The 23,399-nt window shown below is 61.0% G+C and carries 23 protein-coding genes and 1 riboswitch; of the genes, 16 read left to right on the top strand and 7 right to left on the bottom strand.

The genetic code is table 11. The features are described 5' to 3' along the window. Positions 1 to 10 precede the first annotated feature (10 nt). Together ACVW0Y_RS18035 and ACVW0Y_RS18030 are read left to right on the top strand one after the other, a co-directional pair. On the top strand, positions 11 to 1,303 hold the full coding sequence (locus tag ACVW0Y_RS18035; protein ID WP_457440095.1) for an acyltransferase family protein: 1,293 nt from the start codon (positions 11 to 13) through the stop codon (positions 1,301 to 1,303). A 52-nt stretch (positions 1,304 to 1,355) separates the two neighbouring features. Further along, on the top strand, positions 1,356 to 1,709 hold the full coding sequence (locus ACVW0Y_RS18030) for a VanZ family protein (protein ID WP_457440094.1): 354 nt from the start codon (positions 1,356 to 1,358) through the stop codon (positions 1,707 to 1,709). On the opposite strand, the gene ACVW0Y_RS18025 is transcribed toward ACVW0Y_RS18030, so the two are convergent. Then, on the bottom strand, positions 1,710 to 3,056 hold the full coding sequence (locus ACVW0Y_RS18025) for an O-antigen ligase family protein (RefSeq protein WP_457440092.1): 1,347 nt from the start codon (positions 3,054 to 3,056) through the stop codon (positions 1,710 to 1,712). A 274-nt stretch (positions 3,057 to 3,330) separates the two neighbouring features. Here ACVW0Y_RS18025 and ACVW0Y_RS18020 point away from each other — a divergent pair, with 274 nt between their 5' ends. Further along, positions 3,331 to 3,981: an HAD-IA family hydrolase gene (locus ACVW0Y_RS18020; RefSeq protein WP_457440090.1), complete on the top strand. Its 651-nt coding sequence runs from the start codon at positions 3,331 to 3,333 to the stop codon at positions 3,979 to 3,981. 141 nt (positions 3,982 to 4,122) lie between these two features. Here ACVW0Y_RS18020 and ACVW0Y_RS18015 read toward each other — a convergent pair whose 3' ends face one another. Genes ACVW0Y_RS18015 through ACVW0Y_RS18005 form a run of 3 tightly spaced genes read right to left on the bottom strand, consistent with a single transcriptional unit; the run spans position 4,123 to position 6,704 of the window. After that, positions 4,123 to 5,304, bottom strand: coding sequence for an acetyl-CoA C-acetyltransferase (locus tag ACVW0Y_RS18015; protein ID WP_457440088.1), 1,182 nt, complete (start codon positions 5,302 to 5,304; stop codon positions 4,123 to 4,125). A 13-nt stretch (positions 5,305 to 5,317) separates the two neighbouring features. Further along, positions 5,318 to 5,974, bottom strand: a complete 657-nt coding sequence (locus ACVW0Y_RS18010) for a CoA transferase subunit B (protein WP_457440086.1) — start codon at positions 5,972 to 5,974, stop codon at positions 5,318 to 5,320. A 31-nt stretch (positions 5,975 to 6,005) separates the two neighbouring features. Then, positions 6,006 to 6,704 carry a CoA transferase subunit A gene (locus ACVW0Y_RS18005; protein ID WP_457440085.1) on the bottom strand — a complete coding sequence of 233 codons (699 nt, stop codon included), beginning with the start codon at positions 6,702 to 6,704 and terminating at the stop codon, positions 6,006 to 6,008. Between the two features lie 144 nt (positions 6,705 to 6,848). Between ACVW0Y_RS18005 and ACVW0Y_RS18000 the strand changes: the two genes are divergently transcribed. The 4 genes from ACVW0Y_RS18000 to ACVW0Y_RS17985 all read left to right on the top strand — a co-directional run bounded on the left by ACVW0Y_RS18000 (position 6,849) and on the right by ACVW0Y_RS17985 (position 11,768). Next, positions 6,849 to 7,739, top strand: coding sequence for a LysR family transcriptional regulator (locus tag ACVW0Y_RS18000; RefSeq protein ID WP_457440083.1), 891 nt, complete (start codon positions 6,849 to 6,851; stop codon positions 7,737 to 7,739). A gap of 383 nt (positions 7,740 to 8,122) precedes the next feature. After that, positions 8,123 to 9,625: a CoA-acylating methylmalonate-semialdehyde dehydrogenase gene (locus ACVW0Y_RS17995; RefSeq protein WP_457440081.1), complete on the top strand. Its 1,503-nt coding sequence runs from the start codon at positions 8,123 to 8,125 to the stop codon at positions 9,623 to 9,625. Positions 9,626 to 9,672: 47 nt separating this feature from the next. Continuing rightward, entirely contained in the window at positions 9,673 to 10,563 is an 891-nt protein-coding gene (gene mmsB, locus ACVW0Y_RS17990) for a 3-hydroxyisobutyrate dehydrogenase (protein WP_457440079.1), read from the top strand. A gap of 53 nt (positions 10,564 to 10,616) precedes the next feature. Further along, positions 10,617 to 11,768, top strand: a complete 1,152-nt coding sequence (locus tag ACVW0Y_RS17985) for an acyl-CoA dehydrogenase family protein (protein ID WP_457440077.1) — start codon at positions 10,617 to 10,619, stop codon at positions 11,766 to 11,768. 6 nt (positions 11,769 to 11,774) lie between these two features. Here the strand turns inward: ACVW0Y_RS17985 and ACVW0Y_RS17980 are convergent, their stop codons facing one another. After that, on the bottom strand, positions 11,775 to 12,446 hold the full coding sequence (locus tag ACVW0Y_RS17980; RefSeq protein WP_457440075.1) for a hypothetical protein: 672 nt from the start codon (positions 12,444 to 12,446) through the stop codon (positions 11,775 to 11,777). A 506-nt stretch (positions 12,447 to 12,952) separates the two neighbouring features. Between ACVW0Y_RS17980 and ACVW0Y_RS17975 the strand changes: the two genes are divergently transcribed. The 3 genes from ACVW0Y_RS17975 (at position 12,953) to ACVW0Y_RS17965 (ending at position 16,643) form a co-directional block, all read left to right on the top strand. Continuing rightward, positions 12,953 to 14,344 (top strand): MDR family MFS transporter, encoded by a 1,392-nt coding sequence (locus ACVW0Y_RS17975; RefSeq protein WP_457440230.1) that lies wholly within the window; start codon positions 12,953 to 12,955, stop codon positions 14,342 to 14,344. Positions 14,345 to 14,503: 159 nt separating this feature from the next. Beyond that, complete coding sequence (locus tag ACVW0Y_RS17970; RefSeq protein WP_457440073.1) at positions 14,504 to 16,093, top strand: malate:quinone oxidoreductase; 1,590 nt, start codon at positions 14,504 to 14,506, stop codon at positions 16,091 to 16,093. Between the two features lie 136 nt (positions 16,094 to 16,229). After that, positions 16,230 to 16,643 (top strand): hypothetical protein, encoded by a 414-nt coding sequence (locus ACVW0Y_RS17965; protein WP_457440071.1) that lies wholly within the window; start codon positions 16,230 to 16,232, stop codon positions 16,641 to 16,643. A gap of 105 nt (positions 16,644 to 16,748) precedes the next feature. On the opposite strand, the gene ACVW0Y_RS17960 is transcribed toward ACVW0Y_RS17965, so the two are convergent. Further along, a complete protein-coding gene (locus ACVW0Y_RS17960; RefSeq protein WP_457440069.1) occupies positions 16,749 to 17,006 on the bottom strand; it encodes a DUF2188 domain-containing protein in 258 nt (85 codons plus the stop codon). A 342-nt stretch (positions 17,007 to 17,348) separates the two neighbouring features. On the opposite strand from ACVW0Y_RS17960, the gene ACVW0Y_RS17955 reads away from it, so the two are divergent. Continuing rightward, positions 17,349 to 17,516 carry a con-10 family general stress protein gene (locus ACVW0Y_RS17955; RefSeq protein WP_108099367.1) on the top strand — a complete coding sequence of 56 codons (168 nt, stop codon included), beginning with the start codon at positions 17,349 to 17,351 and terminating at the stop codon, positions 17,514 to 17,516. A gap of 619 nt (positions 17,517 to 18,135) precedes the next feature. Here ACVW0Y_RS17955 and ACVW0Y_RS17950 read toward each other — a convergent pair. Next, a complete protein-coding gene (locus tag ACVW0Y_RS17950) occupies positions 18,136 to 18,552 on the bottom strand; it encodes a hypothetical protein (protein WP_457440067.1) in 417 nt (138 codons plus the stop codon). Between the two features lie 319 nt (positions 18,553 to 18,871). Further along, a riboswitch (guanidine-I (ykkC/yxkD leader) is annotated at positions 18,872 to 18,977 on the top strand. 54 nt (positions 18,978 to 19,031) lie between these two features. Here ACVW0Y_RS17950 and ACVW0Y_RS17945 point away from each other — a divergent pair. The 5 genes from ACVW0Y_RS17945 to ACVW0Y_RS17925 all read left to right on the top strand — a co-directional run bounded on the left by ACVW0Y_RS17945 (position 19,032) and on the right by ACVW0Y_RS17925 (position 23,177). Beyond that, positions 19,032 to 20,099, top strand: coding sequence for a putative urea ABC transporter substrate-binding protein (locus tag ACVW0Y_RS17945; RefSeq protein WP_457440065.1), 1,068 nt, complete (start codon positions 19,032 to 19,034; stop codon positions 20,097 to 20,099). Between the two features lie 85 nt (positions 20,100 to 20,184). Further along, positions 20,185 to 21,000, top strand: a complete 816-nt coding sequence (locus ACVW0Y_RS17940; protein WP_457440063.1) for an ABC transporter permease — start codon at positions 20,185 to 20,187, stop codon at positions 20,998 to 21,000. Beyond that, positions 20,997 to 21,800: an ABC transporter ATP-binding protein gene (locus ACVW0Y_RS17935; RefSeq protein WP_457440061.1), complete on the top strand. Its 804-nt coding sequence runs from the start codon at positions 20,997 to 20,999 to the stop codon at positions 21,798 to 21,800. The genes ACVW0Y_RS17940 and ACVW0Y_RS17935 overlap by 4 nt, the downstream gene beginning before the upstream one ends. A 2-nt stretch (positions 21,801 to 21,802) precedes the next feature. Next, the gene (locus tag ACVW0Y_RS17930) at positions 21,803 to 22,531 is read left to right on the top strand and encodes an urea amidolyase associated protein UAAP1 (protein WP_457440059.1); all 729 of its coding nucleotides are present in this window, start codon (positions 21,803 to 21,805) and stop codon (positions 22,529 to 22,531) included. A gap of 10 nt (positions 22,532 to 22,541) precedes the next feature. Then, on the top strand, positions 22,542 to 23,177 hold the full coding sequence (locus ACVW0Y_RS17925; RefSeq protein WP_457440057.1) for an urea amidolyase associated protein UAAP2: 636 nt from the start codon (positions 22,542 to 22,544) through the stop codon (positions 23,175 to 23,177). The last annotated feature ends 222 nt before the right edge of the window (positions 23,178 to 23,399 follow it).

Genomic DNA, 23,399 nt, shown 5'->3' with positions numbered 1-23,399 from the left:
ATCGTTTGATATGTCGCTCTATGTCACTGCGCCAAAATACCTCAACGTATATGGCCAGATGGCATTAACCCCTGCGCGTGGGAGTATGCATATGAGAACCCGGCCAACCCAGCGTCTGAAAGGTGTTGACGTCGATGCCCATAATCGTTTTCGGACGCCTGCCGAGGCTGCAGGCTCCGTCAGCACCAGCGAAAGTGCTATTTCAAGGACAACTATGGACTCCCAAAAAACTTCCTCTAGAAGCGAATGCCTGGATGCGGCTAAAGGAATATGCATTATTTTGGTAGTGATTTATCACACTTCCATGTACTTCCTGGCCAAGTGCCCACAATTCGCCGACACCACCAGCTTCAAAGTTCTGCAAGTCTTTATTACCGGTCTTGGCACCATGCGCATGCCACTCTTTTTTCTTATCTCCGGCTTCCTCGCCAATAGCGCGGTATTCAAACGCAGTTGGCGGGAAATATTTCAACCACGGGTCGCTACCTTTCTCTGGTTGTATATGTTGTGGGTGGTGATGGACTGGTGCTTCCGCGCTTTCCTGATCTCCCATTTCAACCCGGATTTCGTCCACGGCTCCGAAGCCTTCCCCTTCACCATCGAGGCCTTCGCCCGTGACGTGGTGGTCGGCAACACCGCCATCTGGTACCTGTACGCCCTGGTGCTGTTCTTCAGTGTGTGCAAATTGGGCAATCAGCAAGTGCTGTTGACCTTCACCTTTATGGCGCTGCTGTCGATAATGGCCAAGCAACTTGTGCCCATGGAAGATTGGAGTTTGCGCAGCATTGCCAGTAATGCGGTGTTCTTTACTATCGGTTGCTATGGCAAGCCTTATATCGAACAAATTATCGAACGCTTTCACCTGCTGCGATTTGTCGCGGCCTGTGTAGCCTTTCTGGCACTTGGCGAGTTGGCATTACGCCATGACGCCATCGATGTACCAGGGGTCAAGTTTCTGATTTCCTGCTGCCTGGTAGTGGCGGCTCTGGATTTTATCGGTTTACTGACCAAACACTTCCAATTGAATCTGCTGCAAACATTGGGTCGTTACACCCTGCCTATATATGTGTTGCATCACTTCTTTATCGACGTAGCTGCGCAATTGATTCTTCCATTGAATATTCCAAGTGAATATGCAGATGCTGGCGTATTGATTGCACTGCTGGCACTGACAGTGGTCAATTTGTTGGTGTGCACGGGCATCTACATGCTATTGAATCGCCATCACGGACGCATGTTATTTGCCCTGCCAAAACGCGAGCTTTTCAAGATCAAGGCCCGCCAAAGTGAACTAGGACAATAAACTCGGGCAGGCCGCAGTAAAGCAGGCAGCCCCAGCACGCACAGGACAGGCAATGAGTCGCTTTATATTGATTGGGCTGTTCATCGCTCTTGCGGCGGTGATTGTTATCGATGGGTTGGGCTTTGACTGGTTGCCCGTGGCGATAGAGGAACACTGGCCCCACCATACCGCCGCTTTCGCCTTGTTGGTGTTCTGCGCCCGCCTCGCTTTTCCGCGAACCCTGATGTTCTGGACCTTTATCTACGCCGTCGCGCTGGCCCTGTTTCTCGAGCTGGCGCAGGGCCTGTTGCCGCAGCAGACCCTGTCATTCATTCACCTGGCGGCCAACCTGGCCGGCATCGTGATTGGCCTGCTCGCCGCCCAGGTGTGGCGACGTCAGGTGCTCAGCCGCCTGGCCGATAGCTGATCAGGCCTGCGCTCGGGAGCGTCGCTCACGGTGGTGATGATTGCCGAGCACGCCAAGGGCGCAGATCACCACATAGGTGGCGGCGTTGGCGGGGATCTGCAGGTTGAAGTCGGCCAGCGCATGAATCAGCAAGGCAATGATGCCGATGCTCGCCCCGAAACCCACCCCGGAGCGGTAGGTTGATTCACGCTGCCACATGGCACGCTGGGCGTGGTACAGGCCGAACAGCACGAACAGCAACAGGGGCACGCTGCCAAGCACGCCGTATTCGATCAGAAACTGCAGGTAGTCGTTGTGGGCATGCTCGAAGTGCAGGTTGATCTGCGGCCCGGCAAACTTGCCGAATAGCACTTCAAAGGTGCCGGCGCCATGGCCCGTCAGCAGCTGCTCTTTGGCCAGAGGCAGGGCCGCCTGGTAGACGTCGCCCCGCAGGTCGCTGCTGCCCTGAACGGTCGCGACCACTGCGGCCGGCTCTGGGGTGCTGGCGATGCGGTCCACCACCTGGTCCACGCCGAAGTACTGACTGACGATCAGCAGGTCGATCAGCAGCAGACCTGCGAAGAGCAGCCCATTGCGCAGCCGCTGCTCTTTGTCGATCAACATATACACCCCGCCCACCAGCAACAGGCTGGTGAAAAACGCCGCATTGCCCAGGTGCGAATGGCTCATCAGCAGGGCCACGGTCATCAGCGCCAATGCCAGGCGCAGGCGCCCTTTGGGGCCCAGTAGGGTCTCCAGCATATTCACCCAACGGAACGTCCGCTCATCCCGCAGCGCCAGCAACAGGCCGACACCTGCGGCCAGGGTCAGCTCCAGGTAGCCGGCCAGATGGTTGCGGTTGATAAAGGTGCCTGTGGCATCCCCCAGGTAGCTGGTCTTGCTGCCCAGCAACAACCCCTCGATTCCGGACAGGGTCATCACGGTGCCGAAAAACGCCTGAAAGGTGCCGCTCGCCACCAGAACGGCGAGCAGCAGGCTCAGGCGTTTGCGCGTCCGAAACAGATCCACCACCAGTAGAAACAGCAGGCTATAGGCCACGCCCAGCAGCAAATATTGAAAAGTGGCGGCGGCATCCACGGTCAGGCCGGCCAGCCATTGCACCAGCACCCACGCCTGGCTGAGCAGCAGCAGGCCAAGCATCGGCAGCGCCGGGCGCAGGGTGGGGCCGAGGTCGCGGTTGCGCCGCAGGGCATTTACCGCCCAGCCGACGCCCAGGCCGCCGCAGAGCAGCACCAGCAGCCCCATTGACCAGTCGCGGTTGCTGCCAATCGGCAACGGCAGCCACAGCAGCAGCAACAGCGTGCCGCTGATCAGCGCGCGTTCGAGACGTTTTGAGGGAGCAGTCATACCGTGCGTCCTTGCAGATGGAGACGGCTTGGAACCAGAGGAAGCTCGGGTAGACCGATGAACAGCCGCAGATAAGGCCAAATGCTATCACTCCCTAACAGGCCCACGAAACGGTAATACCACCCATGAACCTTAACCCAAGAGCCCCGTCCTAGATGGGGCTTTTTTTATTCTGACGATAATTACCCGGGCCTGCCGTATTGAGGGCTGGGGAAAACCCTGCGACGTCACTGTGGTCAGAATTGTTCGCCCTAATTTAGACGAGCCCCTCCCCGTGACGATTGCCGGCCTGATTTTCGACTGCGATGGCACCCTGGTGGACAGCGAGCGCCTTGCCGCGCACTTGCTGCAACAGCTGCTAGCCGAACAACACAGCAAGCTGACCGTAGAGGAAGTGCTGCGGCGTTTTCGCGGTATCCCCTTCGCCCAGTTTATCGACGAGCTGGGCACCCTGTTCCCGGCACTCGATGGCGCGCAACTGGCAGCGGACTTTCGCCGGCGCAGCTTGCCGCTGCTGCGCGATCAGGTGCAGCAGATGCCCGGTGCCGTCGCCTTTGTGCGCAAGCTGCAGCTACCTATCTGTGTGGCCTCCAATGGCCCACGGGAGAAGATCGAAACCAGCCTGGGGGCGGTCGGATTGCTTGAGGTATTCGGCACGCGGATCGTCAGCGCCTACGAGGTCAGCGCCTGGAAGCCCAACCCCGAATTGATCGTGCACGCCGCCGCCCTGCTAGGTGTGCCGGTAAACCAGTGTCTGCTGGTAGATGACAGTGTGCCGGGGGTGCAGGCCGGCATCAGCGCCGGGGCGCTGGTGGCGGGGTATGGCGAGACGGATTTCAGCGAATTCGCCGGGCTGGCGAATTTTTATCCGGTGCGGGATTTTGCCGAGCTGGGTAAATTGCTCAAGCGGATATCGCTGCGCTAGCCGGAGCCTGCTTTTTGTGGGAGGAGCTTTAGCCGCGATTCCTGGAAACGGTGAACCCGTAGGAGCGGCTTTAGCCGCGATTGGCCCGCGAATGTGCGCGCAGTTTTCGCGGCTCAAGCCGCTCCTACGAGGTCAATAGCGTTACGCGCGTTCCAGGGCCAGCGCCACGCCTTGCCCGCCACCGATACACAAGGTGGCGAGGCCTTTCTTGGCGTCCCGCTTGATCATTTCATGCAGCAAGGTCACCAGCACGCGGCAGCCTGATGCGCCGATGGGGTGGCCGATGGCGATGGCACCGCCGTTGACGTTGACCTTGCTCGCGTCCCAACCCAACTCCTTGCCCACCGACAACGCTTGTGCAGCGAAGGCTTCGTTGGCTTCGATCAGGTCCAGTTGGTCGAGGGTCCAGCCGGCTTTTTCCAGGCAGCGTTTGGTCGCCGACACCGGGCCGATGCCCATGATCGCCGGGTCTACCCCAGCGTTGGCGTAGGCGGCGATTTTCGCCAGCACCGGCAGACCCAGGGCCTTGGCTTTGGCGGCGCTCATCAGCAGCACGGCGGCAGCGCCATCGTTGAGGCTGGAGGCATTGCCAGCTGTCACGCTGCCGTCTTTTTTGAAGGCGGGTTTCAGTTTGGCCAACGCCTCGGCGGTAGTGCCGGCACGCGGTTGTTCGTCAGTGGCGAAGGCAACCGGGTCGCCCTTGCGCTGCGGGATCAGGATCGGCGTGATCTCATCCTTGAAGCGCCCACCTTCGATGGCGGCCACGGCTTTCTGCTGAGAGCCGGCGGCGAAGGCGTCCTGGGCTTCGCGGCTGATCTCGTACTTATCCACAAGATTCTCGGCGGTAATGCCCATGTGGTAGTCGTTAAAGGCATCCCACAGGCCATCGGTAATCATGCTGTCGATCACTTGCGAGTGGCCCATGCGCAAGCCGGTGCGAGCACCCGGCATTACGTACGGCGACAGGCTCATGTTTTCCTGGCCACCGGCGATGATCACCTCGGCGTCGCCACAACGAATGGCCTGGGCACCCAGGTGCAAGGCTTTCAGACCAGAGCCGCAGACCTTGTTCAGGGTCAACGCCGGTACGGCAACCGGCAGACCGGCCTTGATCGCAGTTTGTCGCGCGGGGTTTTGGCCGGCACCAGCGGTGAGCACCTGGCCGAGGATCACTTCATCCACTTCTGCGCCATTCAGGCCGGTTTGTTCCAGCAGGGCGCGGATTACGGCAGCGCCCAAATCAACGGCAGGAATACCGGCCAACGAGCCCTGGAAACTGCCGACGGCGGTACGGGTGGCGGCAACGATTACGACGTCTTGCATGGCTTTGCGCTCCTCAGAACTGCATTTCCGGCACGTGCTCGGGCACCACCAGTTCGCCCGCGGTCTTGGCGATGATCTCCTCGACACTCACCCCAGGCGCACGTTCTTTCAGCACAAAGGTGCCGTTGGCGATTTCCAGATAAGCCAGGTCGGTGAGCACCCGCTTGATGCAACCGGCACCAGTCAGCGGCAGGGTGCATTTGCCGAGCAGTTTCGATTCACCGTCTTTAGAGGCGTGGGTCATGGTGACGATGATATTTTCCGCCCCGGCCACCAGGTCCATCGCCCCGCCCATGCCCTTCACCAGTTTGCCCGGCACCATCCAGGAGGCGATATTGCCGTGCACATCCACCTCGAAAGCACCGAGCACCGTCAGGTCGATATGGCCGCCACGGATCATGGCGAAGGATTCGGCGGAGGAAAAAATCGATGCGCCGGTCCGCGCCGTCACGGTCTGTTTGCCGGCGTTGATCATATCGGCATCGATCTCTTCAGCACGGGGAAACGCCCCCATGCCGAGCAAGCCGTTTTCCGATTGCAGCATCACTTCCATGCCTTCAGGCACGTAGTTGGCCACCAGGGTTGGAATGCCGATACCGAGGTTGACGTAGAAGCCGTCCTGCAATTCGCGGGCGACACGCTGGGCCATTTGTTCGCGGGTAAGCGCCATAGTGTTGTTCTCTCTGCAAAGGGGGTGGCGATCAGGCACGCACGGTGCGTTGTTCGATGCGCTTTTCGAAGCGCCCGCAAATCAGGCGATCAACATAGATGCCGGGGGTGTGGATCTGGGTCGGATCCAGCTCGCCAGGGGCGACGATTTCTTCCACCTCGACCACGGTGATCTTGCCCGCGGTGGCCGCCAGCGGGTTGAAGTTCTGCGCGGTGTGGCGGTACACCACATTGCCGAACCAATCGGCCTTCCAGCCTTTGACGATGGCGAAATCGCCGGTGATGGAAGCCTCCATCAGGTATTCGCGACCGTTGAACTCACGCACTTCCTTGCCTTCGGCCACCGGCGTACCGACCCCGGTGGCGGTGAAGAAGGCCGGAATGCCGGCACCGCCGGCGCGCATCTTCTCGGCCAGAGTGCCTTGTGGGGTCAGTTCCACTTCCAGCTCGCCGCTGAGCAGTTGCTTCTCGAACAGGGCGTTTTCGCCCACATAGGAGGCGATCATCTTGCGGATCTGCCGGTCTTCCAGCAGCACGCCCAGACCAAAACCATCGACGCCACAGTTATTGGAGACCACCGTCAGGTCGCGAACGCCCTTGCGCTTGATCTCGGCGATCAGGTTTTCCGGGATACCACACAGGCCGAAACCGCCGGCCAGTACCGTCATCCCGTCTTCGAGGCCAGCCAATGCCTCCTCGTAAGAACCCACACGTTTATCGAAACCTGCCATCTGCGGCGCCTCTCTTGTTTTGGTGAGGGCCAAAGGGCCCAGTGCCAAGAGTGTTGTGCGCCGCAATTTATTTGTTAAGTTGATTTTTAAAATGGATTGATTGATAAATCAGCACAGTGTTGTTCCCTTAGCGGAGGGGCCGAGATGACCATCAAACAACTGCGGGCCTTTCTGGCGGTGGCGCAAAGCCTGAGCTTTGCCCAGGCGGGCGAGCGCCTGTACCTGTCGCAATCGGCCCTGAGCCTGACCATCAAAGGCCTCGAAGAAGGCCTGGGCGGACGCCTGTTCAGCCGCACCACGCGCAATGTCAGCCTGACCCCCGAGGGCGAGGCCCTGCTGCCGCTGGCTCGCCGTCTGCTGGCTGACTGGGAAAATGCCGAAGACCAACTGCGTCAGCGCTTCACCCTGCAGCAAGGCCGGGTAACCCTGGCGGCCATGCCCTCGTTTGCCTGCAACCTGCTACCGCCGCTGTTGGTGCAATTTCGCGCGCGGCATCCAAAGGTCAATGTCACGGTCAATGACGTGGTCAACGAGCAGGTGATCGAGATGGTGCGCGACCGCCAGGTGGAACTGGGCATCGCCTTCGCCCCGGAGGCCGATGCCAACCTGCACTTCACGCCCCTGTATCTGGATCGTTTTGTCGCCGTAGTAGCCGCCGATTCGCCGCTGGCCGAACGCAAGGAAGTGGACTGGACCAGCCTGCTGGAGCACCCCTTTGTCACCCTGCAACGCCCCTCCACCGTGCGCGTGATGCTGGAAGATCACTTGCGCCAGCGTGGGCTGAAATTACCGGTGGTGTTCGAAAGTCACCAACTGGCGACTGTCGGTCGGATGGTTGCCAATGGCTTGGGGGTAAGTGCGGTGCCGGCGTTATGTGTGCAGCAGATGCATGAGCTGGGCGCTCGCTGTCTCACCTTGCGTGAACCAGTTATCGAGCGGGCTATTGGGATTTTGCGTAAGGCAGATCATGAATTGTCGGTGGCCGCCCAGGCGCTGTATGACACCTTGCTGGCGGCCAGGCCGGCGGAGCCATAAGCGCTCCGAGCGGTGAGTTTTAGAACAACGAAAGCAGGAAGTGCTGGCCGCAGTTCAGCCAATCACAGAGTCTGGCGGGGAAGTCGGGTTGGGCACCTAGCCCGTACAGGAGAAGAAGAGCGCTGCCGGTGAAGCTGAGCAGCCGAGGAGATGGAACCAGATGAGCGTTATCGGATGGACGTTGCATGATGGAAACTCGCCAAGAAAGTGTGAGGCGAGGATGAGGAATAAGCAGAAAACGCTCTGTAGAAGTCAGGTCAAATTCGCGTAGGACAATTCCCGAAAGCCAGCACAACGCCACCCTATATCGACGAAAACCACACTGCTAAGCTCAGCCAGGTCTCGATTTGCCCAACCCCGCTCATGCCGGAGTCAAAACAACAATGCAAACGACCATTCCCAACGTGAAACTTCTGATCGGCGGCGAGCTGATCGACTCCACCAGCAGCCAGTGGCGCGACATCGTCAACCCGGCGACCCAGGCCGTACTGGCGCGCGTGCCGTTCGCCACGCCTGCGGAAGTGGACGCCGCCATCGATGCCGCGGCGCAAGCATTTAAAACCTGGCGCAAAACCCCAATCGGTGCCCGCGCCCGTGTGTTTCTCAAGTACCAGCAACTGATCCGCGAACATATGAGCGAGCTGGCGGCCATGCTGACCGCCGAGCAGGGCAAAACCCTGGCCGACGCCGAGGGCGATGTGTTCCGTGGCCTGGAAGTGGTGGAGCACGCCGCCGGTATCGGCAATCTGCAACTGGGCGAGCTGGCCAACAATGTAGCTGGCGGCGTCGATACCTACACCCTGCTGCAACCTCTGGGGGTGTGCGCTGGCATCACCCCGTTCAACTTTCCGGCGATGATCCCGCTGTGGATGTTCCCCATGGCCATCGCCACCGGCAACACTTTTGTGTTGAAGCCATCCGAACAGGACCCGATGGTGACCATGCGCCTGGCTGAATTGGCCATGCAGGCTGGCGTGCCACCCGGTGTGCTCAACGTGGTGCACGGCGGTGCCGAGGTGGTGAACCGGCTCTGCGATCACCCGGAGATCAAGGCGGTGTCCTTTGTCGGTTCGACCCAGGTCGGCACCCATGTGTACAACCGCGCCACCCAGAACGGCAAACGCGCGCAGTGCATGATGGGGGCGAAAAACCACGCCATCGTGATGCCCGACGCCAACCGCCAGCAAACCCTCAACAATCTGGTGGGTGCCGCCTTTGGCGCGGCGGGACAACGCTGTATGGCGCTGTCCACAGTGATTCTGGTGGGCGAGGCGCAGACCTGGCTGCCGGAGTTGGTCGAGCGCAGCAAAACCCTGCGTCTGAACGCCGGCACCGAAGCCGGTGCCGACCTCGGCCCGGTGGTGTCCTGCGCGGCGCTGGAGCGCATCCACGGGCTGATTGCTGCGGGTGTTGAAGAAGGCGCGACCCTGGCCCTGGACGGCCGCAATCCGACGGTGGCCGGTTTCGAACGCGGCAACTTTATTGCCCCGACCCTGTTCAGCGACGTCACCCCGCGCATGCGTATCTACCGTGAGGAAATTTTCGGTCCGGTGCTTTGCGTGCTCAACGCCGCCACCCTGGATGAAGCCATCGCCCTGATCAACGCCAACCCGAATGGCAACGGCACGGCGATTTTCACCCGTTCCGGCGCTGCGGCGCGGCACTTCCAGGAGGAGATCGACGTTGGCCAGGTGGGCATCAATGTGCCGATTCCGGTGCCGGTGCCGATCTTCTCCTTCTCTGGCTCACGGGCCTCCAAACTTGGCGACCTGGGGCCGTACGGCAAGCAAGTGGTGCAGTTCTACACGCAGACCAAAACCGTCACCCAACGTTGGTTCGATGAAGATGATGTGGGCGCTGTGAACACCACCATCACCTTGAAATAAACCCGTCAGACGCGTGCTACCCACAATTCCAACAAGAGGGACACTGGATGAATATCGGTTTTATCGGCCTGGGCAATATGGGCGCGCCCATGGCCTTGAATCTGCTCAAGGCGGGTCATCAACTGCAGGTGTTTGATCTAGTTGCCGCCTCGGTGCAACGCCTGGTCGAGGCCGGTGCCACCGCCCTGGCCTCCCCCGCCGAGATCGCGCGCAGCAATGTCGAGTTGATCATCACCATGCTCCCGGCTGCCCGCCATGTAAAAGCGGTGTACCTGGGAGAGGACGGTGTGCTTGCCCATGTCGCCGCCGGTGTGCGCCTGATCGACAGCTCCACCATCGACCCGATGACCGCCCGCGAAGTGGCAGCCGCGGCGGCCAAACAGGGCAACCCCATGCTGGATGCCCCGGTGTCGGGTGGCACCGGTGGTGCAGCAGCCGGCACGCTGACGTTTATGGTGGGCGGCAGCGATGCCGACTTCGCCCAGGCCCAACCGCTACTCGCGGCCATGGGCAAGAACATCGTGCACTGCGGCGCTGCCGGCAACGGCCAGGTGGCCAAGGTGGCGAACAATATGCTGCTGGGCATCTCGATGATCGGCGTGGCCGAAGCCATGAACCTGGGGGTGACTCTGGGCATGGACGCCAAGGTGTTGGCCGGAGTGATCAACACCTCCAGCGGCCGCTGCTGGAGCTCGGATACCTACAACCCGTTCCCCGGAGTGCTCGACAGCGCACCCGCCGCACGCGGCTATAGCGGCGGCTTCGGTACCGACCTGATGCTCAAGGATCTCGGTCTGGCCACAGAGGCGGCCAAGCAGGCGCAACAGCCGGTCCTGCTCGGTGCCCTGGCGCAACAGCTGTACCAGAGCTTCAGCGCGCAGGGCCATGGCGAGCTGGATTTCTCCGCCATCATCAAGCTTTACAGCAGCAACGCCTGAGCACGGCGTGCTGCGCCATCCATAACAAGAACAAAACCAGATAGAGAGTCCCCATGCACGACCTGGAACTGAGCGACGAACAACGCATGATCCGCGACATGGCCCGCGATTTCGCCCGCAGTGAAATCGCCCCCCATGCCCAGGCCTGGGCGGCGGCCGGCTGGATCGACGACGGCGTGGTAGCGAAGATGGGTGAGCTCGGGCTGCTGGGCATGGTGGTGCCCGACAGTTGGGGCGGCTCCTTTACCGACTACGTGGCCTATGCCCTGGCGGTGGAAGAAATCGCTGCAGCAGATGCCGCCACCGGCACCCTGATGAGCGTGCACAACTCGGTGGGCTGCGGGCCGGTACTCAACTACGGCAGCGAGGCGCAGAAACAGCAGTGGTTGCCGGCGCTGGCCAGTGGCGAGGCCATCGGTTGCTTCTGCCTGACCGAACCCCATGCCGGCTCCGAAGCCAACAACCTGCGCACCCGCGCAGAGCTGAAAGATGGCCACTGGGTGCTCAACGGCGCCAAACAGTTCGTCAGCAACGGCAAGCGCGCCAAGCTGGCCATCGTCTTTGCGGTTACCGATCCGGAGTTGGGCAAGAAAGGCCTGTCGGCATTTCTGGTGCCCACCGACAACCCCGGCTTTGTCGTCGACCGCAGCGAAAAGAAGATGGGCATCAAGGCATCCGATACCTGCGCGGTCACCCTTGCCAATTGCGTGATCCCCGAAGCCAACCTGCTCGGCCTGCGCGGCAAGGGCCTGGCCATCGCCCTGTCCAACCTCGAAGGCGGACGCATCGGCATTGCCGCGCAAGCCCTCGGCATTGCCCGGGCCGCCTTCGAAGCGGCACTGGTGTACGCCCGCGAACGGGTGCAGTTCGGCCAGCCGATCATCGAGCACCAGAGCATCGCCAATAAGCTCGCCGACATGCACACCCAACTGAATGCCAGCCGCTTGCTGATCCTGCATGCAGCGCGGCTGAAAACCGCCGGGCATCCCTGCCTGTCCGAAGCCTCACAGGCAAAACTGTTCGCCTCGGAAATGGCCGAGCGCGTGTGTTCAGATGCCATTCAGATTCACGGCGGCTACGGCTATCTGGAGGACTACCCGGTGGAGCGTTACTACCGCGACGCGCGCATCACCCAGATCTACGAAGGCTCAAGTGAAATCCAGCGCCTGCTGATCGCCCGTGAGCTGGCGCACTACGCGCTCTGAGTGGCCTCAGGCGGGCCCTGTTACGGCTCGCCCCAGCTGCTGCAGATGCCAGCCGGTTGCCAACAGGGTGGCGACAATCACCAGCCCCAGGCACAGCACAATCCACCAGTAACTGGCGGTGTAAACCGAAATCAGGGTGTCGATATCGTCTTGCTGCCAGCGCCGGGCAAGGCCAATAAAGTCATTGACCTGGGCAGCCAGGTCGGTGCTCTGCGCCAGCAGCTGCTTGTCGTAATGGTCGACCGCCTGGGCGTATTGGGCGGCGCTGACCAGATTGCCGAACTCATCCTGCAGACGCATCAGACGCGAGACATTGTCCTGCAGAACAACCAGCGTGGCACGTTGGCTGGGACCTAAATCCATGGTCGACAAGGCCGTCGCTTCGGTAAATACCCGGGCCATGTAGTTGTGCGCGCGGATCAGCTCGGCGGTGTCCAGATCGCGGTTGTCGGCTTGCGAGCGCAGAATCGCGTCGCTACCCGCCAACGCGGAAAGGTTGGACTCCAGTTCCACCAGACCCCTGCTGAAGGGCACGGTCTGCACTTGGAAATTGATGTTGCTGTCACGCAACGCGTTGGTTTGCAGCAGGGCCATAAGCCCGCAGACAAGGACCATCAGAACGAATAGTCCGGTGCACAACACAGTGTTGAAAAAACGATTGGTATGACGCTGATTCACGGTTTGACTCCCCTTTCATCACGAACCGAACAGAAACCGCCAGAACTGTCGAGCCCGTTCAAAAGCGTCCCTGCTATTGAGTCCCTTTGATCGAATTGCACAAAGCCACAACTACGCAGCCACGAGATACAACCCCAAAACACCACTAAACGACATGAAGATGCTGCCACTCTTAGTTCTACGCATCGCTCGGCAATTCATACACGGGTGCAGCTTGATTGGCGGATGAGAACCGCCGGGGAAAATTAGACGCCAGGGAAGCGTGCGGAATAAATCGGAAGCAAGCTGCTGCCGCGTAGGTAAATTCAATTAATCAAACTCATCGTCAGCTATTGCAGCCGATATCCCACGAAGCAGACGGACCAAGCGCACAACAACACTGTTCAGCCAGCCCGCGCTTGGGCAAACTCCCCTTCCCTGCCAGCCGTTAAGGGCCCGTCGTGACCGCTGCTTCCACCGCTACTCCGCTAAGCCCCCAGCAACTGCGCCAGATCCTGCTCGGTCTGATGCTCGGCATCTTTCTCTCGGCGCTGGACCAGACCATCGTCGCCGTCGCCCTGCCGGAAATCGCCCTGCAATTGCCGGGTAGCGAAGTGCTGGCCTGGGTGGTGTCGGCCTATATGTTGGCCATGACCATTTCCACACCGTTTTTCGGAAAGCTTGGCGACCTGTTCGGTCGGCGGCGCCTGCTGCTGATTTCCATCAGTCTGTTTGTGTTTGCCTCGGTGCTCTGCGCGCTGGCCCAGGACATGTGGCAACTGGTAGGCGCACGTGCGCTGCAGGGCATTGGTGCCGGCGGCATGGTCGCTACCACCCAGGCATTGATTGGCGACCTGATTGCCCCCGCCGAACGGGGCCGCTACCAAGCCTGGTTCAGCGGCATGTTTGCCATCGCCAGCCTGATCGGCCCGCCCCTGGGCGGCCTGCTGAGCAATCAGCTGTCCTGGCGCTGGGTGTTCTGGATCAACCTGCCGATTGGCGTGCTGGCCATCTGGCTGAGTCAGCGGCGCCTGGCGGGGCTGGCGGAAAGACGACGCAAGGCCCGTCTGGATTATCTCGGCGGCGTGCTGTTGCTGATTGGCCTGGGCAGTCTGTTACTGCTGATCACCCGCCTGGGCCAGGAGCGCGAGTGGCTGACCCAGGCCAACGCCATTGGCCTGGCGATTGCCCTGCTTGGCCTGCTGCTGTTTGTGCTGCAGGAACGACGCGCCAGCGAGCCGGTAATCCCCATGGAGTTGTTCCGCATCGGCCCGGTCCGTGCCGGCTGGTGCCTGCTGTTTTTCGCCAATTTCCAGGCCGTGGCCCTGGCGGTGTTGTTCCCCCTGCACGCCCATGCCCAGGGCGGTGCCGGCACCGGTGCCAGCCAGTTGATGGCAATCGCCATAGGCGCGCCGCTGGGGGCTTTTATCGGTGGTCGTCTGAGCTCCCGACTGGGGCGCTACAAACCGCTGATTCTCAGCGGCAACCTGCTGCTGCCGCTGGCGCTGGTGGCCCTGGCCTTTCTGTCGCCCGCCCTGGAAATGCTCAGCCTGCCGTTGCTGGTGTGCTGCGGGGTGGCGCTCGGGCTGCAGTTTCCCACCTCGATGGTGGCGGTACAGAGCGCCGCGCCGGTCAGCCATCTGGGCGTGGTCACTGCGGCCTGCGGCATGTTCCGCGGCTTGGGCGGCGCACTCGGGGTGACCCTGCTATCGAGCCTGCTCTGGCACCTGTTGCCGGGTGTCGACCCGGAACATATCAGCGCCACCCTGGGCCAGGTGGGCAGCGAAGAATTGCGCATGGCGTTTCGCACCCTGCTGTTGCTGGATGCCGCGATTGCCGTGATTCCCCTGCTGATTGCCCTGTGCATGGCGGACAACCGCTTGCGCCACCATCTGCCCGCTGCGGCCAACGCCGACTAGCTGGCGAAAACCCGCCCTTGCCACGGCGGGATCTGGCCAGATCCCGCCAATCCTGCCCCGCACAAATCCGCTACAACCCTTGCGCTGTGGCGCTTTGCCGCGCCTGGCCCCGGTCTTGCTCTTAGCCGTCCTGATAGCAAACTGGAAATGGTTGAACTGATGAAAAAGCTGTTGTTAACCCTCGTCTGCCTGGTCGTTGTCGGCTGCGCGAAAACACCCGAACCGGAAAAGACCGTCGATGTGCTGCTGATCGGCGGCGGCATCATGAGTGCCAGCCTGGGTACCTACCTGAATGAGCTGGAACCGGGCTGGAGCATCGATATTTACGAACGCATGGGCCAGGTCGCCGAAGAAAGCTCGAACCCGTGGAACAACGCCGGCACCGGCCACTCGGCCTTCTGCGAACTGAACTACACCCCGGAAACCGCCGATGGCAGCATCGACATCAGCAAGGCGGTGGCGATCAACGAGTCGTTCGAAATCTCCAAGCAGTTCTGGGCGTACCAGATCGAGCAGAAGGTGCTGAACAACCCCAAGAGCTTTATCAACAACGTGCCGCATATGAGCTTTGTCTGGGGTGACGACAACGTCGCCTACCTGCACAAGCGTCACGCTGCTCTACAACACAGCTCGCTGTTCCGTGGCATGGAGTACTCCGAGGACCCGGCGCAGATCAAACAATGGATTCCGCTGGTGATGGAAGGCCGCAGCGCCGAGCAGAAAATCGCCGCCACGCGCATGCCGATCGGCACCGACGTGAACTTCGGCGAAATCACCCGTCAGCTGTTCGGCTCGCTGAGCAGCCGTCCGGGCGTGGCGCTGCACCTGCAGCATGAAGTGCGCGATATCCTGCGTAACGAAGACGGCAACTGGACCGTGGTGGTCGCTGACCTGGGCAATGCCGAGCAGCTGAAAAGCGTCAAAGCCAAGTTCGTGTTTATCGGCGCGGGCGGCGCGGCGCTCAAGCTGCTGCAGAAGTCCGGCATCCCGGAAGCCGACGGCTACGCGGGTTTCCCGGTAGGTGGCGAATTCCTGGTCAGCAAGAACCCGCAGATCGTCGCCCAGCACCAGGCCAAGGTGTATGGCAAAGCCTCGGTAGGCTCGCCGCCGATGTCGGTGCCGCACCTGGACACCCGGGTGATCGATGGCCAGAAAGCGCTGCTGTTCGGCCCGTTCGCCACCTTCTCCAGCAAGTTCCTGATCAATGGCTCGCTGTGGGACATGTTCAGCGCGCTGACCGTGCACAACGTGCTGCCCATGGCCAACGCCGGCCTGGATAACACCTCGCTGACCACCTACCTGATCGGCCAGTTGATGCTCAGCCAGGACGACCGCATGGCCGCCCTGCGCGAGTACTTCCCGCAAGCCAAAGACGCCGACTGGCAACTGGTCCATGCCGGCCAGCGCGTACAGATCATCAAGAAAGACCCGCAGCTGGGCGGCATTCTGCAGTTCGGTACCGAAGTGGTGAGCTCGGCGGACGGTAGCATCGCGGCCTTGCTCGGCGCTTCGCCCGGTGCGTCCACGGCGGCACCGATCATGTTGTCGGTGCTGGAGAAAACCTTCAAAGACAAGATCAAAACCCCCGAGTGGCAAGCCAAGCTGAAGGAGATCATTCCGTCCTATGGCCAGAAGCTGAACAACAACCTGGAACTGACCAACAGCACCCGTGCCTGGAGCAGCGCCCGCCTGCAACTGCCGTTTGTGCAGGTGCAGGCGGATGCCGACCCAATGGTCGACGCCCTGTAAACCCCGCCCCATCTCGCGCCGGCCGTCCTGGCCGGCGCTTTGTGTTTGCAGCCCCGGCGCTCGCGCTTGCGAGGCCAGGGCTTGAGCGGCACACTGCCCGCTCGCAGGCATATCGCCGCCCCTACTGGAGACACCCATGTCTGTAATGGATACCGACAAACGTATGGCCGCCCGCGCCTTTATTCTCGGCCACGCCGACGCGCTGAGCTGCACGGTGTACCGCCTGGACGAAACCGATCCGGAAGCCGAAGAAGAAGACCTGGGTGACGGCAAGGTGCTGTTTGCCGGCCAGTTCAACGCCCCCGCCGAGTGGGACGAAGAAGCCCGTGAGGACTTCTTTGGCGACGCTGATCCGGGCCTGTTTTTCAACGCCTATATTGAAAGCGAAGCCAAACCCGGCAGCAAAGCGCACTTCAGCGCGGAAATCGGCGACTACGTGGCGGCGTTGCCCGGTCTGGGCGAAGTGGTGATGTATTACGTATACGACGCCGTGGAAGACGAAAGCGGCCGTCTGTGCGTCTTGATTCGCGACGAAGAGCAGCCTGCCTGATTGCCGTTCCGTAGGGCGAATACCCGCAGGGTATCCGCCGTTCAATCGCGACGGCAGCCACTCTGCCGATCGCAGCGGCGGATATCGCCCGAGGCGATATTCGCCCTACTCCTGGTCGTTGGCAGACTCTTCCTTCTGCCACTTGGCCCACTTGGGCGGCACCAGTTTGCCGGCCTGGTAGGTCTTTTCCACCGTGGTGCCATCTTCGTTGTGGATGATCAGCACCGCATCCTTGCCCCGTAGAAAACGCTCGGTTTCCTGAATCAGGCGGCCCTTGGTCAGGGCGCGTTTGGAGGGACGTGTGGCGCCCCTTTTGATCAGTTGCCAACCCTCTGGCACACGGTTGATGTGGTAGTCGCCCATGCTGCAATAGTCCCTTTCATGTCACTGCAACCCCGCAACGCCTAGCGCCACAAGGGTTTCACAGCCTGTGAAGTATCCGAGCGAAGCGGGCTGCGGCAGTTCCCTATAGGGGATGAGCGGTCACTGGAATATCACGCTGATATTTCCCGTTAGTTGCCAACAAGCAATAACGCAAGCACAGCGGCACCAAAGAAAGTTGCCTGGGAAGTTGCACTTTAATATCAAAAAACCGTTTGTCGCCAATGACTTAATTCAGGCGAACGATCCGCGGCAAGGGCCTTCAGAGTTTCTGTAAGGCCCATTAGGGTTTTGCTACTACTTCATAGAAGAGGAGAAACCAAAATGCCTACCAACAAAAACCCAGGTAATTTCGCCAACGATCGAGCAAGGGCCTCGGAAGCTGGTCGCAAGGGTGGACACAACAGTGGCGGCAACTTCGCCAACGACCCGCAGAAAGCCTCCGAAGCCGGCCGCAAAGGCGGCCAGGCCAGCCATGGCGCCAGAGGCTGACCTGTTGTTCGATGTGCCTTGATTCACCAGCGCCACGCTGCTGAATCCGGCAAGGGCCCGCGAGAGCGGGCTTTTGTTTGTTTGGGGTTTTCGTAGTCGCTAACTTTTCAGTGCGATTCAAGAGTCTGGGTCCCAGCCTGCGCTGGGACGACGGTGGTAGGGGTAACAACTCCGTCGTCCCAGCGAAGGCTGGGACCCAGTATTTCGGATGGAACGAGACCAGCGGCCTTGGCGACAGTAGGCTTTTGTTTGTTTGGGGTTTTCGTAGTCGCTAACTTTTCAGTGCGACTCAAGAGTCTGGGTCCCAGCCTACGCTGGGACGACGGTGGTAGGGGTAACAACTCCGTCGTCCCAGCGCAGGCTGGGACCCAGTATTTCGGATGCAACGAGACCAGCGGCCATGGCGACAGTGGGCTTTTGTTTGTCTGGGGTTTATTGACCGCGAAGGTTTCCGTTTGCTTCAAGAGTCTGGGTCCCAGCCTACGCTGGGACGACGGTGGTAGGGGTAACAACTCCGTCGGCCCAAACTGCGCTGGGGCGACGATGGTGGAGGTAAAAACCCCGTCGTCCCAGCGAAGGCTGGGACCCAGAATTTCGGATGGAAAGGCACTAATGAACATCACCACCGATTGTTCCGCCGCCCACGATCATCACCCCGATGGTCATCACCCCGGTAGTCGTTACCGCGATGATCATCCCGGCCACGGGAGTGATACCGATCCGGCCCACGCCCCGGCCGGTTCCAACCTTGCTGAATCGGCGCGCGGTGCGGCGCGGAGTAATAACGCGGTTGCGGTGCCGGCACGTAATAACGCGGTGCCGGGCGATACACCGGCGGCGGCGAGTAATAGCGCGGTGCCGAGTACGCCCGGTATTGCTGCACGCTGTAACCACCGCCATAAACCGGTGCGCCGTAGGTATTGCCATAACCGCCGCGGCCATAGCTGCGGTCGTAATTGTCGTCGTAGTCATAACCCGCACAACCAGCCAGAAACAGGCCTATCAGGCCCAGCAGCAGGGTTCGATAACGCATCATGGCAGCCTCCTGAGACCGCATGGGAACCGAGGGGCGAATGCCGCTCTTTGAGTGTTCCCGCAGTCTTGGACAGCGCAGAAATCTCCCCGGAGCGCTGTAGGGGGAATCAAATTCCATTGCCAGTTATTTCATAAGCGCACCAAAGCGCGGCGCTGCGTCAAACCCTGCCTTATTTTTGCGCACAAGCTGTTCCGGCCAATCACCAGCGACTTGCGCCAACCCCCGGCCTGACTGGCCGACGCAAACTTGGCACGTCTCTCGCTATAGCTCAGCCGTGCAGGATTCACCCGGTCACGCCGGGTACGCGGCACCACAATTCGAAATGGATGACTAGGGTTCCGGCTAGCGCTTAAAACGCTCAGTGACTGGTCCGAGAGTTATCGACCTCCAGTGAGGTTACACGGCGGGACAAAAGCCCGGGAGACGAACGCCAAGCCGCGTTGCGCCTGCCCGCTTTTTTCTCGAACTGGAGGTTTTTCATGCGCAAGTCCTATCTGCTCTCCCTCGCTTTCACAGGCCTTGCTGCCGCCCTCAGTTTCAACGCCCAAGCCGCGCCAAAAGAAAAATTCAGTGTCTGCTGGACCCTCTACGCCGGTTGGATGCCGTGGGAATACGCGGCCGCCGAAGGCATCGTCGACAAGTGGGCGAAGAAGTACAACATCGCCATCGACGTGGTGCAGCTCAACGACTACGTCGAGTCGATCAACCAGTACACCGCCGGCCAGTTCGATGGCTGCACCATGACCAATATGGATGCCCTGACCATCCCGGCCGCCGGCGGCGTCGATTCCACCGCCCTGGTGGTCAGCGACTTCTCCAATGGCAACGACGGCATCGTGCTCAAAGGCAAGGGCAAGACCCTCGCCGACCTCAAGGGCCAACCGGTCAATCTGGTGGAGCTGTCGGTGTCCCACTACCTGCTGGCCCGCGGCCTGGAAACTGCCGGCCTGAGCGAAAAAGACCTGAGTGTGGTGAACACCTCCGACGCCGATATCGCCGCGGCCTTCAACACCAGCGAAGTCAATTCGGTGGTGACCTGGAACCCGATGCTGGCAGAAATCAAAGCCCTGCCCGACACCACGGAAGTGTTCAACTCCAGCCAGATTCCTGGCGAGATCATGGACATGATGGTGGTCAACACCGCCACCCTGAAAGATAACCCGGCGCTGGGCAAAGCCCTGACCGGTGCCTGGTTCGAAATCATGGAGCTGATGACCACCGACAGCCCACGCGCCACTGCCGCGCTGGAACATATGGCCAAGGCTTCCGGCACCGATCTCGCCGGCTTCAAGGCGCAACTGGCGACCACCAAGCTGTTCTACACCGCCAAGGATGCCCTGGCGTTCGCCACCAGCCCGCAACTGCCCGAGACCATGAACAAGGTGGCGAGTTTCTCCTTCGCCCACGGCCTGCTCGGTGAAGGCGCGAAAGACGCCGGTGCCGTCGGCATGAGCTTCGCCAAAGACAAGGTCACCGGCGATCAGGGCAACATCAAGCTGCGCTTCGACCCGAGTTACGTGCAGATGGCGGCAGATGGCACGTTGTAATCATGTTCCCTCGGCAAATCGTAGGTTGGGTTGAGCAAAGCGAAGCCCAAGCTACGCCAAAACCGCTGCTCGACTCGAGACCGCCATGCGTTTAATCAATCGCCACCCCGACGGTGCCGGCCGCCTGCTGCTGATTCTGCTGCCGTTCGCCCTGTTGCTGTTCGCCTACTTCACCGGCTCCTCGGCGCGGTTGGCGGACAACCCCAACGACAAGCTGCTGCCCAGCGCCGTGCAGATGACCGATGCGGTCAAGCGCATGGCCTTTGAAGAAGACAAACGCAGCGGCGGTTATCTGCTCTGGCAGGACACCGCCTCCAGCCTGCAACGCTTAGGCATGGGCCTGGGTATCGCCGCTGTGGTCGGCCTGTGCCTGGGTATCGCCGCCGGCACCCTGCCGCTGTTCGGCGCGCCACTGTCGCCACTGCTGACCGTGCTGTCGATGGTGCCGCCGCTGGCGGTTTTGCCAATCCTGTTTATCGTCTTCGGCCTTGGTGAGCTGTCGAAAGTCATGCTGATCGTGATCGGCATCACCCCGGTACTGGCCCGAGACCTGGAACAACGGGCGCGGGAAATTCCGCCGGAGCTGCTAATCAAAGCACAAACCCTCGGTGCCTCGACCTGGACCCTGATTCTGCGGGTGATCCTGCCGCAACTGCTGCCGCGCTTGCTGATTGCCCTGCGCCTGGTACTGGGCTCGGCCTGGCTGTTTCTGATCGCGGCCGAAGCCATCGCCTCCACCGACGGCCTGGGCTACCGGGTGTTTCTGGTGCGCCGCTATATGGCCATGGATGTGATCCTGCCCTACGTGGTGTGGATCACCCTGCTGGCCTGGCTGATGGACCTGGGCCTCAAGCGCCTCACGCAACTGGCCTTCCCTTGGTATGAAGGAGCGAAAGCATGAGCGCCTTTATCGAGGTGAAAAACGTCTGGCAAACCTACGGCGACCAGGTCGTTCTCGAGAACCTGAACATCAACGTTGCCGAAGGTGAGTTCTGCACCCTGGTGGGCACCTCCGGCTGCGGAAAATCGACCTTTCTGCGCCTGCTGCTGGGCCAGGAAGTGCCGAGCAAGGGCGAGATTCTGCTCGGCGGCAAACAGCTCGTGGGCGAGCCGGATGCCAGCCGTGGCGTGGTGTTTCAGCGTTACTCGGTATTCCCCCATCTGTCGGTACTGAACAACGTCGCCCTGGGTCTGGAACTGCCCCGCGCACCGCTGTTCGGCCGGCTGTTCGGCCAGGCCAAACGGGATGCCCGTGAGCAAGCCGCGGCACTATTGAAAAAGGTCGGCCTCGGCCACGCCCTGGACAAATACCCCACCCAGCTTTCCGGCGGCATGCAGCAACGGCTGGCGATTGCCCAGGCGCTGATCATGCAGCCACGAGTGCTGCTGCTGGACGAACCCTTCGGTGCCCTCGACCCGGGCATCCGCAAAGACATGCACGAACTGCTGCTGGAGCTGTGGCGCGAGACCAAGCTGACGGTCTTCATGGTCACCCACGACCTGTCCGAAGGTTTCACCCTCGGCACCCGCCTGCTGGTGTTCGACAAGGTCCGCCACGACCCGCATGCGCCCAATGCCTATGGCGCGCGCATTACCTACGACATCCCCCTGAACCCCGACCGCCGCGCCACCCGTGCCGCCGTCGACGCCCTGCCGGCGCATGTCACCGGCAGCCTGCATTCCGTTTACCAAGGAGCCTGACCATGAGTGCCTCGTTGAGCCTGCGCCCCAGCCTGTATGAAGAAACCGTACCCGGTGGCGGCCACACCTCGTTCGTCCTCAAACGCGGCCAGCTGCTGCGCCTTACCGATCTCGAAGGCGGTGCCAATGTCAGCCTGATGCTGCTCAATGCCGCCGAGAAAAGTGAGCGGCTGAACCTGCCCGACAGCCTCAAGGGCCAACACACCGCCAAGCTCACCGCCGGCCATTGCCTGTACTCGGACATGGGCCGCGTACTGGCCGCCATCACCGCCGACACCTGCGGCTGGCACGACAGCTTTGGCGGCGTGCTGAACGCTGCCGAGGTGCAGGAAAAATACGGTGCCGGTCGCTACCAGGAGCTGCGTAACGGCTTCTTCCGCAATGGCGTGGACAACCTGCTGGTGGAAATGGGCAAGTGGAACCTCAACCTGCAGGACCTGTTGATGGTGCTCAATTTGTTCAGCAAGGTGACGGTGGACAGCGACGGTTGCTTCCATTTTGCCGCAAACAATTCCAAGGCTGGTGACTACGTCGAGTTGTACGCGCCGATGGATACCCTGGTGGTGCTTACCGCCGTGCAACACCCGATGGACCCCAATCCTAAGTACGCCCCCAAGCCGGTGCAGCTGAACTGGAGCCAGGTGGCCGAACACGGCATCAGCGTGCTGTGCCGCACCTCGCGTCCGGAAAACGGCCGGGCTTTCCACAACACTGAACGTCAGTACATCTGAGGGCCACGCCATGTCACTTATCCACAGCCCTCTCCATGAAGAAGCCGCCGTATTTCGCGCCACCATCGGGGCCGGCGAGCCGTTCCTCAAAGAAGTGAAAGCCGGGCAAACCCTGCGTCTGCTCGACCTGGAAGGTAACCAGGCGGTCGACACCCTGTTCTTCAGCGCCAGCAACCCGCGCGAGCGCTACGACGTGCAACGCACCCTGCGCAAACAGAACCGCGTGTACCTCACCACCGGCACGGTCTTGTACTCCAACCTCGGCAACCCGCTGCTGACCATCACCGCCGACACCTGCGGGCGTCACGACACCTTGGGCGGTGCCTGCGCCCAAGAGAGCAACACCGTGCGTTACGCCCTGGACAAACGCTACATGCACAGCTGCCGCGACAACTTCCTGCGCGCCAGCCTGCACGACGGTCGCCTGAACAAGGCCGACATCAGCGCCAACATCAATTTCTTTATGAACGTGCCGGTCACCCCCGAAGGCGGCCTGACTTTTGAAGACGGCATTTCGGCAGCCGGTAAATACGTCGAGCTGGTGGCCCATATGGACGTGATCGTGCTGATCTCCAACTGCCCGCAACTGAACAACCCCTGCAACGGCTACAACCCGACGCCGGCGGAGTTTCTCGTATGGGACTGATTCGGCGCTGGTTGTTTGCCTTGTGCCAGAGCCGCAGTGGGCAGGTGCTTAAACAGGACGCCAATCTCGTAGGAGCGGCTTCAGCCGCGATGCTCTTGAAAGATAAAAAGCATCGCGGCTAAAGCCGCTCCTACGAGATCGAGTACCGATTCGCCACCACGGACGACCGTGGGTGCACACCTAATACAGCGGGACGGCCCGCCTCCCCTTTCGAGGGCTCGA

It is taken from the genome of Pseudomonas sp. TE3786, assembly GCF_054057335.1.
Note: the sequence above shows the minus strand (reverse complement) of the source record. Positions and strands in the feature narration are given on the sequence as shown.

Coding starts and splice junctions, on each gene's coding strand:
- ACVW0Y_RS18035 (WP_457440095.1), top strand. CDS start 11: ATGTCGCTCTATGTCACTGCGCCAAAATACCTCAACGTATATGGCCAG.
- ACVW0Y_RS18030 (WP_457440094.1), top strand. CDS start 1,356: ATGAGTCGCTTTATATTGATTGGGCTGTTCATCGCTCTTGCGGCGGTG.
- ACVW0Y_RS18025 (WP_457440092.1), bottom strand. CDS start 3,056: ATGACTGCTCCCTCAAAACGTCTCGAACGCGCGCTGATCAGCGGCACG.
- ACVW0Y_RS18015 (WP_457440088.1), bottom strand. CDS start 5,304: ATGCAAGACGTCGTAATCGTTGCCGCCACCCGTACCGCCGTCGGCAGT.
- ACVW0Y_RS18010 (WP_457440086.1), bottom strand. CDS start 5,974: ATGGCGCTTACCCGCGAACAAATGGCCCAGCGTGTCGCCCGCGAATTG.
- ACVW0Y_RS18005 (WP_457440085.1), bottom strand. CDS start 6,704: ATGGCAGGTTTCGATAAACGTGTGGGTTCTTACGAGGAGGCATTGGCT.
- ACVW0Y_RS18000 (WP_457440083.1), top strand. CDS start 6,849: ATGACCATCAAACAACTGCGGGCCTTTCTGGCGGTGGCGCAAAGCCTG.
- ACVW0Y_RS17995 (WP_457440081.1), top strand. CDS start 8,123: ATGCAAACGACCATTCCCAACGTGAAACTTCTGATCGGCGGCGAGCTG.
- mmsB (WP_457440079.1), top strand. CDS start 9,673: ATGAATATCGGTTTTATCGGCCTGGGCAATATGGGCGCGCCCATGGCC.
- ACVW0Y_RS17985 (WP_457440077.1), top strand. CDS start 10,617: ATGCACGACCTGGAACTGAGCGACGAACAACGCATGATCCGCGACATG.
- ACVW0Y_RS17975 (WP_457440230.1), top strand. CDS start 12,953: ATGCTCGGCATCTTTCTCTCGGCGCTGGACCAGACCATCGTCGCCGTC.
- ACVW0Y_RS17970 (WP_457440073.1), top strand. CDS start 14,504: ATGAAAAAGCTGTTGTTAACCCTCGTCTGCCTGGTCGTTGTCGGCTGC.
- ACVW0Y_RS17965 (WP_457440071.1), top strand. CDS start 16,230: ATGTCTGTAATGGATACCGACAAACGTATGGCCGCCCGCGCCTTTATT.
- ACVW0Y_RS17960 (WP_457440069.1), bottom strand. CDS start 17,006: ATGGGCGACTACCACATCAACCGTGTGCCAGAGGGTTGGCAACTGATC.
- ACVW0Y_RS17955 (WP_108099367.1), top strand. CDS start 17,349: ATGCCTACCAACAAAAACCCAGGTAATTTCGCCAACGATCGAGCAAGG.
- ACVW0Y_RS17950 (WP_457440067.1), bottom strand. CDS start 18,552: ATGATGCGTTATCGAACCCTGCTGCTGGGCCTGATAGGCCTGTTTCTG.
- ACVW0Y_RS17945 (WP_457440065.1), top strand. CDS start 19,032: ATGCGCAAGTCCTATCTGCTCTCCCTCGCTTTCACAGGCCTTGCTGCC.
- ACVW0Y_RS17940 (WP_457440063.1), top strand. CDS start 20,185: ATGCGTTTAATCAATCGCCACCCCGACGGTGCCGGCCGCCTGCTGCTG.
- ACVW0Y_RS17935 (WP_457440061.1), top strand. CDS start 20,997: ATGAGCGCCTTTATCGAGGTGAAAAACGTCTGGCAAACCTACGGCGAC.
- ACVW0Y_RS17930 (WP_457440059.1), top strand. CDS start 21,803: ATGAGTGCCTCGTTGAGCCTGCGCCCCAGCCTGTATGAAGAAACCGTA.
- ACVW0Y_RS17925 (WP_457440057.1), top strand. CDS start 22,542: ATGTCACTTATCCACAGCCCTCTCCATGAAGAAGCCGCCGTATTTCGC.